We start from the raw sequence: 11,945 nt of genomic DNA on the forward strand, positions 1-11,945 counted from the left end.
AACAAGGAAATTTGAAGATGGCAACAACAGAACAAACTTTTGGCGGCACGCCGCGCAAGGTAACAGCGCATCTTACGCAGAACGAAAAACTGTCTTTTGAAATTTCATCGCCGGGCAAGAAGGCATACAGGCTGCCTCCGCTGGATGTGCCCGAAGTTGATCCCTCCACACTTCTCGGTGAAGCGGCGCGCGAGAGCACAGGCACACTGCCTGAGTTGAGCGAGATCGAGATCATTCGCCATTTCACGCGGCTTTCGACATGGAATTACGCCATTGATCTTGGCATGTATCCGCTGGGTAGCTGCACGATGAAGTACAACCCGCGCGTGAACGAATTCGTCTCGCGACTAGAGGGCATCGCTGAAGCCCATCCGTATCAGCCGGAGTCGCTCTCGCAAGGCTCGCTGCAGATTGTGAAACTGTTGCAGGACTGTCTGATCGAGATCACGGGTATGGACACGATTACGCTGCAGCCCGCTGCTGGAGCGCATGGCGAATTCACCGGCATTCTGCTTGCGCGCGCGTATCACCAGTCAAAAGGCAACACGCGCAAGAACATCATCATTCCTGACTCGGCCCACGGGACGAATCCGGCCACCGCTGCCGTCTGCGGCTACCAGGTCATCAATCTCAAATCCAATGCACAGGGCGGCATCGACGTCGCGGCTCTTGAGCAGATGGTCAATGAAGACACTGCCGCGTTGATGCTTACGAATCCGTCGACGATTGGTGTTTTCGAAAATCAGATTCACAAGATAGCCGACATTCTGCACGCGAAGGGCGCGCTGCTCTATATGGACGGTGCAAACATGAACGCATTGTGCGGGAAAACGCGGCCTGGCGACTTTGGCGTCGACGTGATGCACCTGAACCTGCACAAGACTTTCTCGACGCCGCACGGTGGTGGTGGTCCGGGGTCAGGACCGGTGGCATGCAAGAAGATTCTCGAGCCGTTTTTGCCGATCCCGGTAGTCGAAGAGGGAAGCGACGGACAACTTCACTGGAACTACAATCGTCCGCAATCTGTGGGGCGCGTGCGCGCCTTCTACGGTAACTTTGGCATGTTTGTGCGTGCACTCGCATACACCCTTGCCAACGGCCCTGACGGCCTGCGTCAGACAACTGAAGACGCGGTACTCAATGCGAATTACATTCGCAAGAAGCTCGAAGATGTCTACGATTTGCCGTACAACACGCCTTCCATGCATGAAGTGGTCTTTAGCGATCGTCGTCAGGTGAAGAATGGCATTAAGACCGGAGACATTGCCAAGCGCCTTATCGATTACGGCTTCCATCCGTATACGACGGCGTTTCCGCTGATCGTGCCCGGCGCGCTGATGATCGAGCCCACGGAGAGCGAATCGCGCGAGGAACTCGATCTTTTTGTCGATGCCATGCGCCAGATTGCGCGCGAAGCGGACGAGAATCCACAGCTGATTCTCAATGCGCCGCATTCGACGCGTGTTTCGCGCCTGGACGAGACGACTGCCGCGCGCAAGCCGATCCTGCGGTGGAAAGCGCATCCTGCCAGCACGCCGCTCACTCCGGACGACACTCCGGCCAAGGAGTGGTAGTCAAGGCATGTCTATTTTTCACGACCGCCGCGACGAGCTCGAAAAGTACGAATTCATGATGGGACCGGCTCGCGGGCGGCTTGCTGTGACGCTCGACGCGCTGACCGATGCGCTCATCCTCATTGGTCAGCACGGAGTTTATTGCGCGTCGAACCGTAATCCATCGAAGCCGGCGCTTGATCTCGAAACCGTGATGAACGAAATCAACGGCGCCAAGGAACTGATCCAGTCCGTCATGCAGGAGCTAGAGCAGGCAAGGGAAGCGAGCCGGAGTTAGGGGATCGCTGTTACGCCTACATAGACGTCCGTCGTCTCCCAGAGCAGGTGCAATTCGGTCGTCAGGTCTTTCGTGTGCTCGAATTTCATCTGGAAGGTTTCAACCGGGCTGCTGGGCATGACGCCTTCTGTCATTTTCACGCGTCCCAGGTCCTGAGTCTCGTCGTATTTCGTGCCCCACTGGCCTGTCTGCTTGTTCACAATGAGAGTCCAGCCGCTCTTCTCCGGAATGGTGTACAGCGTATATGTCCCGGCTGGCACGCCAAGGTCACCGATTTTCAAATTGATGTCGGTCTTCAGTGTCGTTGCAGAATTTGCGCCTGTACGCCACCAGTGATCGTAGGGAACCAGTCCCCCGAAGATCTTGCGTCCGCGCATCGATGGCGCACTGTAGTCGATAGTCACAGTCTTGCTGCCGAAAGTCACCTTCGCCTGTGCCGGTGGGCTGGCTGGCGGCTTCTGATCGTTTTGCGCAAAAGCTAAGGAACTGACAATGGCTGCGAACAAAATGCAACAGAGTGTTTTTGCGAATGTCCTGCGATGCATCGGAACTCTCCTTTTTGTGCCGGAAGTGGGCCTCTCCATCAAATCGCGAAGAGGCCCGCGTGTCAAAACTTCCGGTATAGTATCCTAAGGACGCGCGCCCGTAGCTCAGCTGGATAGAGCGAATGCCTCCGGAGCATTAGGTCGGGAGTTCGAATCTCTCCGGGCGCACCAGATCCCCTTACCATCTCATTTGCTGGATCAACCCAATCCCAGAGTCTTGGTTGAACTTCGCCACAACCCTTATCCAAGGGCGTTGACGGAGCATCCGCAGAGGAATACGATCCTCGACACTATGCTCTGTCGGCATTGGTGAAAGGAGACCTAAGATGACCAAAGTCTTGACGTGCCGGGATGTTGGCGTGGATTGTGATTTTGTTGCTCAGGGCGCAAGTGCTGAAGAAGTCATGGAGAAAGCGGCCCAACACGCTCGTAAAGATCATGGATTTACTGACATTCCGCCAGAGTTGATGGAGAAAGTGAAGGCAGCCATTCACGATGCGTAAGCTTGCAGGATGATTGGATCAAACAAAGAAAGCCGGCCATATTGTTGGCCGGCTTTTTTGCACTCAGATGTGGCAGCTAGCTAATCCGCGCTTCTCGAGATACTTCTGGTGATACTCTTCCGCCTTCCAGAATGTCTGCGCTGGCACTACCTCGGTTACGATCGGCTTCGCGAAACGGCGCTCTGCTGTTAGCTTCTCGATCACGCCCTTTGCCGCAGCCTCCTGCTCGGGTGAGTGATAGAAGATGGCGGAACGGTATTGTGTGCCCCAGTCCGGGCCCTGACGATTGAGCTGTGTCGGATCGTGCAACGAGAAGAATGCCTCCACCAGCTTTTCGTAGCTGACTTTTGCCGGGTCGAACGTTAGCTCCACTACTTCGGCATGGCCGGTTGCGTCGGTGCAGACATCCTTGTAGCTGGGATTATCGAGCTTGCCACCCTCATAACCAACGGCAGTTTCAAGTACACCGGGAATCTGCCCGAAATTGACTTCAACTCCCCAGAAACAACCTGCGCCAAATGTTGCCTTTTCCATTTAAACCTCCAGATGCAGCCTGTCAGCGCATCCCTTACTTCCTTTATAAGCACCCTGTTAGATGTCGGTGAGTCGCATTCCGAACCAGAATCTCAATCGTCTGACTAGGCAGGATGTGCGGCGTATTCAGCCAAAATCTCTGCCACTTCCGTGTGGCCTCGCTCGCGAGCATAGTCGGCGGGGGATTTGCCGCGGTCGCAGATGCAATCTACCCGTGCCCCGTGTTCGAGGAGCAGCCGGACCAGATCTTTCCTCCCAGCAGCGGCGGCCTGCAATAACGGAGTGTATCCACCGTGTTGGGTCGCATTTATATCGGCGCCACACTCAAGCAGGACCGCAACCACGTCCAGCGAATGGTTCAACGCAATGCAGGCGTGGAGCGGTTGGTTGTGCATGGGGTTGTGCGAGAACTGGTGTACGTGCGCCCCATGTTCCAGCAGAAGCGTAACCGGTTCAGGGCCGGCGAAGGCTGCGGCAAGGTGAAGGGGTGTCCAGCCGTCAGAAGAGACGGCGCGGGCGGACATGGCGTCTTCCTTGATGAGCTGCTGAAGGCGGCCGCAGTCGCCAGTTGCGGCGGCTTCAAAGATGTCCAGGTCTTTCAGGTGCGCCAGGAGGTAATCGCGGATCACCGGCTGCTGCGTATAGATAGACAGCATGAGCGCTGAGATTCCCTGAGCATCGCGAGACTTGGCAACCGATGGCTGAACTTCGACGGCCTCGGCGATTTCGGTGGTCTTTCCCTGGCGGATCAGGTCGAAGAAGTGCTGGCTCATTCGCCGAGTATAGCTCTGCATGGGCTGCATTTTCAGCGCAAGCTTTTGCACCTATCTTTTCCTCTTCGTAATCTCTCATCCGTCACTGTCTGAAATAATCCAACGCCAAGGAGAAATTCGAATGCAGGGAAGATATGTGCAGGTAGCCAAGGGCGGCGCGCCTCTGGAAGTCGTGATGCGAGACGTGGCCGAGCCGAAACCGGGACATGTGCGGGTCCGTGTTCAGGCGTGCGGTGTGTGCCATAGCGATTCCGTCACCGTACAGGGGCTTTTCCCCTTCATCACCTATCCGCGTGTGCCGGGCCATGAGGTCATTGGGCTGATCGATGCTGTGGGCGAGGGCGTTGTGCCCTGGAAAAAAGGGCAGCGTGTCGGCGTTGGCTGGTATGGCGGCCATTGCGGACACTGCGAGCCTTGTCGCCGTGGCGATCTGGTTGCGTGCCAGAATGCGCTGATCCCAGGTGTCACTTATGACGGCGGCTATGCCGACTACATTGTGGTCCCGGCCGATGCGCTGGCGGCGGTCCCTGATTCGTTCAAGAGCGCTGAGGCTGCGCCTCTTCTATGTGCCGGGATCACGACCTTCAACTCGTTGCGCAACACCAAGGCGAAGCCGCCTGACACCGTTGCGGTTTTCGGAATCGGGGGCCTTGGGCATCTTGGGGTGCAGTTCGCGGCCAAGATGGGCTTCAACACCGTTGCGATCGGCCGCGGGGCGGACAAGACTGATTTTGCCCATAAGCTGGGTGCGCGGCACTATATCGACAGCTCAAGCGAGAACGTGGCTGAGGCGCTCCAGAAGCTTGGCGGCGCGAGAGTCATCGTGGCCACGGTGCCCGATAATGATGCGATGTCGGCCGCGGTTGGCGGCCTTGGCTATGCAGGCGAGTTAGTAGTGCTTGGAGTATCGATGACGCCGTTGCAAGTCTCGACGCTTCCGTTGATTCTACAGCGGCAATCCGTCCATGGCTGGCCAAGCGGAACTTCGATCGAGTCAGAGGACACGCTCAAGTTCAGCGAATTGACAGGAGTGCTGCCCTTGATCGAAAAGTATCCGCTGGATCGCGCGGCGGAAGCGTACGAGCGCATGATGAGCGGCAAGGCGCGATTCCGGGTGGTGATTGAGACGGGCGCCTGACCCCCTTCCCCTCCCGTCAGGCTGGCTTCATTATTTATCAATCACTTAGGAGGGAATCATCCCCTCCTAAGTGATTGATTTCAATGCCGTTAGGTGCTTTCTAGTGTTTTCAATCACTTAGCGGGGGATCCTCACTCAAAAAGCAGAGCGCCCGCTCTTCAGCGGGCACTTCTAGGGAATTTCTCCCCTTAATTCCAGTATAGCAATTTCGGCGAAATAGTACGCCAATTCAATTTTTCAATTAAGTATTTTGTTTCGTGCTGTTTATCGGGAGCCGAGCTCTCGCAGGGGCTTGACAGGTTTCGCCTTGCCGGAATTCTCGCTGAAGTCGTTCCAGGAGGGATTTTCATTCGCCACTAAGGCGAGTTTTTGTGCACGAGACCAGCTTTTAAGCTGGGTTTCGCGTGCAATTGCGCTTTCCGGAGAGACATGGTTTTCAAACCACACGAGTCGATTGCAGCGGTTTCGTAAGGCGAACGCCGGTATTTCCTCGTTTTTGGGGTCCCTGTGGCCGTGCATGCGGCGCTTCAGGTTCCGGGTAATTCCCAGATAGAGGACACGGGTGCGGCTTGCGGCGATGTAGACGTAGAAACTTGCCTGACCCATCTGCATGCAGCGTAGCTTGGCTCCGTATAGGGAGATGCGCGGATTCTGGTTCGCAAGCAGTGGATTTCGAACCGAAAGTAATCAAGCTGCGCCAACGGGGTCTCAGATAAACCGTAATTTGGCGTTTGCTCCAAACGGGGGCACCTACCAAAAGGTTGCAGGTTGACGCCAAGAGGTCGGCTTTTGACGTTGCCGAGTTCTTTGACCGATTGTCGTCAGCCAGAGGTTTCCGGCAGCCATTGGACGGCTATAGCGAAATGTCCGGTTTGCCGGTGATACATCTGTCACATCACTTCCCACAAGCCGACTTTTCGGTACTAATCTTGCTCTTGCCGTCTAAGCTCTCAACCAATTGGTAATTACCGAGTTGGCGGTGACACGACTCGCAGTCGACAAGGGGGCACGGCTAAAGCAATCCGAGATAGTCTGGATACTTGGCTTGCAAGGCGCTGACCAAGACCTCAAATTCAGGGAGGGTCCGCAGATTCTCGAGGCCAATGTCTTTTAGAAAAAACGGCCAGCACGCAAATCCAGTACCAACGCTCCGTTCCAGCCATTCAAAGGCCGCCTCACGCCGCTCCAAAATGGCATAAATGCAAGCGACTTGATAATAAGTATGGTGGGAGTGTCCAAACGATTTTGCGGTGCCGCAGGCGCGAGCCACGCACTCCAGTGCTTGTTCAGCTTTGCCGACCAAAGCGAAATAGAGACCCAACAAACTGACAATCATCGGTTCTTGAGGGAAGACTCGAACCGCGTCATCCAACAGAGCTCTCGCCTCGTTCCAATCTCCGGTCATCATGGCCAGCTGCGGAGCAAAGTAGATGGCGTACTTGTTGCCTGGATTCTCTGCTCGCCACGCCTGGATCTCTTCCCGTGCCAAATCGAGCTCATGATTCCAGACATACACTTGGACGACACTGTGATTGGCGGCCTTCTTCGGCTGGAAAGGCCGCCCGCGCTCATACATTTCACGAGCACGATCGAGCAGGCCGATGTGCGCCAGAATTGTCCCCAGACGGTTGTAAGCATGAGGCAGATTCTTCTGCAGCGAAATCGCCCTCCGCAGTTCGGCAATCGCATCGAGGTGCTGAAAGTTTTTCGATGGACCCCAAAGGAGAAAGGCATTGGCGACATGCCCTTCAGCCAAATCGGGACTTAGTTCAAGCGCCCGACGGCAATGAAACTCAGCTTTCTCCAACCATTTGCTCGCTGGGTCGAACTCGAAATAGCGAGTCGCGCAGGCAAGCGAAAGCGTTGCATGAGCAAGAGCGAAGTTCGGATCTCGGGTCGCCGCATTACTCAAGCGTTCGATTGCTTCATCCAAGACGGCAGTGTCACCAGAGGAGCTAAGTCGGTATCCGCGGACAAATTCCGCATAAGCCATCTGATCTCTGCTATAGCGCGGGCGCTGCTCTGTCTGTGGGCGCAATGGCCGATTCAATGCACTCGCGATTTGTCTGGCAATTTCATCTTCAAGGTCGCATAGCCGATTCACATCGAGATCGCACTTCCGTGAGAAGCCTGCGCCCTGCAAATGTGTGTCGAACATCTGCAGGGAAAGACGCCACTGTCCCTTCGATTCTCGGATAGCGCCGTGGATTACAAAGCGGACGCCGAGGCGTGACCCAACGTCCGAAGCGCTCATGTCGACCGGCACGTTAAGCATCGCCGAGGTTGGTAAGACATTGACGCCCTGCAGATTTCCGAGCCGCGATACTAATGCGTCTGCAAACCCGAGACATACTCCCCTGTCATCGGGACTGTTTCCGAGCAGACAAAGTGGGAGTACGGCGAGGGACGGGCGTTCGTCTCGCACAGAAAGACCTTCCCAGTTGGCCTCAACTGCCGGAGACCCCTCCAGCTCGGAACACTGGAAGCGAGCATGAATCACTCGCACCGGGCCGGTGAATCGGTACCCTTTGCCAACTACCGTCTCAAGAAAACGCGGCTTAGCGGAGGTGTCGCCTAAGGCCGTTCTGATTTTTCGTATGACGTTGTTAATGGCAGGCTCGGCATCGATAAATACGTCCGAACGCCAGAGTTTCGTGATAATATCCCTCCGCGAAACCAGCTGATTCCTGCGCGACACAAGGAAAATCAACAGTTCCATGGGCTTCTTCTCGAGCTTTACCGGCCGCCCGCGGCGGCGAAGCTCGTAGCGCCCGAGGTCTAACTCAATTTCACTAACTTCTTGTTTTGCACCCGGCATAGAGCTTGTCTTGCAGGCATTCTTCTCTAAGATTGAGCACTTTACTCCGATATATGAAAGATATGGAACCGTTATCTGAGCCCGATTGAAATGGCGCCCTGGTTGGAGGAATATTCTTGGCGTTCGGTATCGAATTCAACGACGGAGGCAAAGTCTATGAACCGGAACGTAAATCTCGCGGCTACACTGGCAGCACTGCTGTGCGGAGTAGCCCTCGTCTTCACGAGTGGGGCTCAAACGGATTCTTCGAAACACGCATTCACACCCGATGCCATTCCATATGGTCCCGCCCCAGCATTTGTGCCCGCAGGAGCGCAACTCGCAGTACTTGAGGGCAATCCAGGTGCTTCCAGTGGGGACTACACCATTCGCTTGAAGATGCCAGACAGATATCGCATCGCGCCACATTGGCATCCTCAACGAGAAAACGTCACTGTCATCACAGGGACTTTCAAAGTGGGAATGGGAGATCGGTTTGATGAAACCAAGATGGGAGATTTCCCGGCCGGCAGTTTTGCTTTTCTCGACCCCGATATGCATCACTACGCGATGGCAAGCGGAGAAGTTGTGGTGCAGGTCCACGGCATGTCCCCGTTGCAGTTCAACTACGTCAATCCTGACGACGACCCAAGCCGGAAGAAGTAGCGGAATCGCGCTTGCCGCATGCGACTCGAAACGCTCCTGGGCGTGTGGTCGCCCACCCGGAACTAACTCAAGAGTAAACACTTGAGACCGAGACGGCCGCCCTCTTCCAAGATAGATACCGAAAAACGCCCTTGTGTTGAGTAACGTCCGGTTGGTCGGCAATCCGGAATGTATCAATCCATCGGCCAAACTCTCGGTTGGCAGATGGCACAGCGTCGATTAGGCGATGGATGTGTTCACCATGCCACTCGGAATCTGTATTCCAGGGATCGATATGAGCGTTGAGTCATAGAGAGGGGGAAGTCACACGCCTTATTTGGCAGCGGCGGCCGTCTTCTTTTTTTGAGCCTCCACGGTCCAGGGAGGCACGATGCCATTTTGCCGGGCGTAGGCGACTAGCTGGCCGAGGTGTTCGTGCGCGTCGGCAACGAGGAGGTAAACAACGTCACCCTCGTTAGCCTGCGGGCCGAGCTTTGGCAGCAGCTTTGCGAAATCCGCGTTGCTCATGCCATTGATCGCCTTGCTCGCGAAATCCCAGGATTGATTCAGCGCCTCGATGATGTGACCCTTTTCGGTGGTGGATTTGTCGAACTCGCCCGCTTTGAACCCTGCCGGAGGAGTCGCACCCATCATGCTGAGGAATGCGTAGCGTTCTCCAGCTACATGCAGAAACACTTCGGCAAAGGACCGGGTGTCGGGCGAGGGGCGCCAGGTGAGTTTGTCGCTCGGAAGTACCTGGGCAAGATCGACGCACTTCTTATTCACCTCTTGCAGGTCGAGAAGCGCCTGGGCTTTCATGTCATAGCTGGGTGCAGTGCGGTCTGTGGAGGCGTCGGAAGTTTGCGCGTGCATTGAGAGAGCACCGGCATTCAGGACGCAGGCGATACAAATCGAAGAGAGAATCGGCGATTTCATTGCGGTCTCCGCTGGAATCGAAACTCTTGCAATCGCCCGAGGCTAGAGCAGAGGCGGGGAAGATACAAGCAGTTCGTGATCATCCGGAAGTTTTGAGGGACGAGTCGCCGCGTTCACGGGATTGATGATTCCGGAGATGGCGCTACAGATGCTCGAACGTTAAATTGTTGGGGACCTGCGTTACGAGAGCGATCACACGCGATTTCGTTACCCTTAGGCCGGTTGGTCGGCATACGGACATTTCGGCGGGTAACTTCCGGATTGCCGGTCATACGACCGGAGCGCACCAAGATCAAATCGGGATCTTACAATTTCGGTTCAACGAACGACGTGGAAAGTGCGTTTCCAGCGCGTGTCTGGGAAGAAATGCACCAGAACGTGGCCGATCCACGCGAGCTTGTGACCGAATCCTGTTTGTTCAAGTTGCCCGTCTGCGGCCTCGAACGACCAATAGTTGAAAAGCGGACGGCCAAGTATGTTAGCGCGCGGCACGAAGCCCCAGTAGCGCGAGTCCAGGCTGTTGTGCCGGTTGTCGCCCATCATGAAATACATGCCGGGTGGAACCACCAGGTCGCCGTCCTGGATATAACTCGAGAAGTTCACGGCCCACGACTCTGTTGACCCAGGCACCTCGGCTGGAGGTACTGCGGGGAAATCGTCGAGGAACTCGTTGAAGTTATCCGTCGTTGTCGGCTGCGCAAATCCCCCGGGCTGTGCAACACCATTAACAATCACAATGCCGTTGCGTAGATGAATATGATCTCCCGGTACGCCAATCAACCTCTTCACCAGGGGAGTGTATTGTGGTGTTCCGTCGGCGTCAGTGGCATCAATACCAGGCTGATTGACGGGCTTGTGGAAGACCACGATATCGCCGCGCCTCGGCTCGCGATACCTGATGAGCGGCATCCACGAAGCAAGCGGCATTAGCGTGATCCGGTCGACGAGCAGGTGATCGCCTACAAGCAACGTGTTCTTCATCGAACCCGACGGAATGACGTAGTTCTGAGCTAAGAAGGTCAGAATAAATAGGCCCACCACCAGAACTGAGCAGATGCTGGCCAGCGCTTCGAAAGGAGTCTCCTCCTGATTGATCTTGGCGGAAGCTGCGGGCTTCGTTGAAACAGGAGAAATCTTCGTCGCTAGGCGCATCCAAGGGCTCCTCAGGAAGGCTGGCAAGCCCCAGGGCGTTCACAGCGGTCCCTTCGAAAGGGATGATTTCATGTACGTTCGACTGTCGTCGGGTTTTCGTCTTGACCAGAGTCTATCAAATCCCTGTGCAACGTAGAATTCTCCGGATGATTCGGCGTGCGAGCGGCTAGTCGCCAATACGGAAGTAATCCGGTTAGTTCCGGATTGCCGATCATCTGCTAACTGCGCATATTCAGTCGTTGCGTGCGATTCTTCGTGCCGCAACTTTGAATACAGGCTGTTCGCTACGGGAGACGGTCAGGACTCTTTGGAGTCGGGATAGGTTCGTCGATAGGCGCCTACCAGCCTTGAGATCATGACCGCGAGATACAGGACTCCCAGAATGGATTCGATCACTGAGAGAGAGCGCACCTGCGGCGAGACGGCCACGATGCTACTAGCACCGGCTGTAGTCATGGATCCGAAACTGAAGAAGATGAAATCGAAGCCCACTGGAAGAGTGTGCTGGTTGGTCGCCGGATCGAGATAAAAGGCATGGGGGCTGAGGGCTGCGATAAGAGCGTAAAGCCGGGCGAAGGCGAACCCGATCAAAAGATAGATGCACAATGCGCCAAAGAGAGTTTCCGCGCTGGGCTTGTCGGGGGCAAAGATGCGCCGGAACATTACGACGATCACGAAGACATCAAACGCAAAGCCGACAAATACATTCAAAGCGGATAGCGCCCCGATGCCGGTGTGGAAGAACACCCTGCGTTCCATCATCGCGGGAATGCCGAGCGCCAAGGCGACGAAGATCAAACCCTTGCGGAAACTGACCGCATAGACAGTAATCAAAGTTACGGCTATGCCCAACCCGCGGAGCACATAATACCGCGCGCCGAGAGAATCGCTGACGAAGGGATAGAAAGCGAGATCTGCCAGGAGGAAGACAAACAGCAGAAAAAATCTGTGCTCGGTGATGTGTAGAGAGAGCCTGGCGGTCGTCACAGTTGTGCGGATGCCTTGAGCTTGAAAGTCGAAGAAGATCGTACACTTTTCCAATTGGCATAGCACATGAAGTTTGCTCGAAAG

General features: G+C 55.5%; 13 protein-coding genes and 1 tRNA gene. 6 read left to right on the forward strand and 8 right to left on the reverse strand.

All coding sequences use genetic code 11. The annotated features are described in order from the left end of the window. The first annotated feature begins 17 nt into the window (after positions 1–17). A complete protein-coding gene (gcvPB, locus tag H7849_RS24880; RefSeq protein ID WP_186743140.1) occupies positions 18–1,574 on the forward strand; it encodes an aminomethyl-transferring glycine dehydrogenase subunit GcvPB in 1,557 nt (518 codons plus the stop codon). Positions 1,575–1,581: 7 nt separating this feature from the next. Further along, on the forward strand, positions 1,582–1,851 hold the full coding sequence (locus tag H7849_RS24885) for a hypothetical protein (protein WP_186743141.1): 270 nt from the start codon (positions 1,582–1,584) through the stop codon (positions 1,849–1,851). Here H7849_RS24885 and H7849_RS24890 read toward each other — a convergent pair. Then, positions 1,848–2,396 carry a DUF2911 domain-containing protein gene (locus H7849_RS24890; protein ID WP_186743142.1) on the reverse strand — a complete coding sequence of 183 codons (549 nt, stop codon included), beginning with the start codon at positions 2,394–2,396 and terminating at the stop codon, positions 1,848–1,850. The genes H7849_RS24885 and H7849_RS24890 overlap by 4 nt on opposite strands. 94 nt (positions 2,397–2,490) lie before the next feature. Here H7849_RS24890 and H7849_RS24895 point away from each other — a divergent pair. Both H7849_RS24895 and H7849_RS24900 read left to right on the forward strand, forming a co-directional pair. Continuing rightward, a tRNA-Arg gene (locus tag H7849_RS24895) sits at positions 2,491–2,567 on the forward strand. Positions 2,568–2,722: 155 nt separating this feature from the next. Further along, positions 2,723–2,899 (forward strand): DUF1059 domain-containing protein, encoded by a 177-nt coding sequence (locus H7849_RS24900; protein ID WP_186743143.1) that lies wholly within the window; start codon positions 2,723–2,725, stop codon positions 2,897–2,899. A 63-nt stretch (positions 2,900–2,962) separates the two neighbouring features. On the opposite strand, the gene msrA is transcribed toward H7849_RS24900, so the two are convergent. Both msrA and H7849_RS24910 read right to left on the reverse strand, forming a co-directional pair. Beyond that, the gene (msrA, locus tag H7849_RS24905; protein ID WP_186743144.1) at positions 2,963–3,433 is read right to left on the reverse strand and encodes a peptide-methionine (S)-S-oxide reductase MsrA; all 471 of its coding nucleotides are present in this window, start codon (positions 3,431–3,433) and stop codon (positions 2,963–2,965) included. 104 nt (positions 3,434–3,537) lie between these two features. Next, positions 3,538–4,257, reverse strand: a complete 720-nt coding sequence (locus tag H7849_RS24910; RefSeq protein ID WP_186743145.1) for an ankyrin repeat domain-containing protein — start codon at positions 4,255–4,257, stop codon at positions 3,538–3,540. 70 nt (positions 4,258–4,327) lie between these two features. Between H7849_RS24910 and H7849_RS24915 the strand changes: the two genes are divergently transcribed. Continuing rightward, positions 4,328–5,344 (forward strand): alcohol dehydrogenase, encoded by a 1,017-nt coding sequence (locus tag H7849_RS24915; RefSeq protein WP_186743146.1) that lies wholly within the window; start codon positions 4,328–4,330, stop codon positions 5,342–5,344. A 264-nt stretch (positions 5,345–5,608) separates the two neighbouring features. Here the strand turns inward: H7849_RS24915 and H7849_RS24920 are convergent, their stop codons facing one another. Both H7849_RS24920 and H7849_RS24925 read right to left on the reverse strand, forming a co-directional pair. After that, positions 5,609–5,956, reverse strand: coding sequence for a GIY-YIG nuclease family protein (locus H7849_RS24920; RefSeq protein ID WP_186743147.1), 348 nt, complete (start codon positions 5,954–5,956; stop codon positions 5,609–5,611). 400 nt (positions 5,957–6,356) lie between these two features. Beyond that, on the reverse strand, positions 6,357–8,162 hold the full coding sequence (locus H7849_RS24925) for a winged helix-turn-helix domain-containing protein (RefSeq protein WP_186743148.1): 1,806 nt from the start codon (positions 8,160–8,162) through the stop codon (positions 6,357–6,359). A gap of 156 nt (positions 8,163–8,318) precedes the next feature. Here H7849_RS24925 and H7849_RS24930 point away from each other — a divergent pair, with 156 nt between their 5' ends. Beyond that, positions 8,319–8,807 (forward strand): cupin domain-containing protein, encoded by a 489-nt coding sequence (locus H7849_RS24930; protein ID WP_251106474.1) that lies wholly within the window; start codon positions 8,319–8,321, stop codon positions 8,805–8,807. A gap of 312 nt (positions 8,808–9,119) precedes the next feature. Here H7849_RS24930 and H7849_RS24935 read toward each other — a convergent pair whose 3' ends face one another. The 3 genes from H7849_RS24935 to H7849_RS24945 form a co-directional block, all read right to left on the reverse strand. Beyond that, positions 9,120–9,722, reverse strand: a complete 603-nt coding sequence (locus H7849_RS24935; protein ID WP_186743149.1) for a DinB family protein — start codon at positions 9,720–9,722, stop codon at positions 9,120–9,122. A 318-nt stretch (positions 9,723–10,040) separates the two neighbouring features. After that, the gene (lepB, locus tag H7849_RS24940) at positions 10,041–10,874 is read right to left on the reverse strand and encodes a signal peptidase I (RefSeq protein WP_186743150.1); all 834 of its coding nucleotides are present in this window, start codon (positions 10,872–10,874) and stop codon (positions 10,041–10,043) included. Positions 10,875–11,171: 297 nt separating this feature from the next. Then, on the reverse strand, positions 11,172–11,915 hold the full coding sequence (locus tag H7849_RS24945) for a hypothetical protein (RefSeq protein ID WP_186743151.1): 744 nt from the start codon (positions 11,913–11,915) through the stop codon (positions 11,172–11,174). Positions 11,916–11,945: the final 30 nt, after the last annotated feature.

Source organism: Alloacidobacterium dinghuense, assembly GCF_014274465.1.
GTDB lineage: Bacteria > Acidobacteriota > Terriglobia > Terriglobales > Acidobacteriaceae > Alloacidobacterium > Alloacidobacterium dinghuense.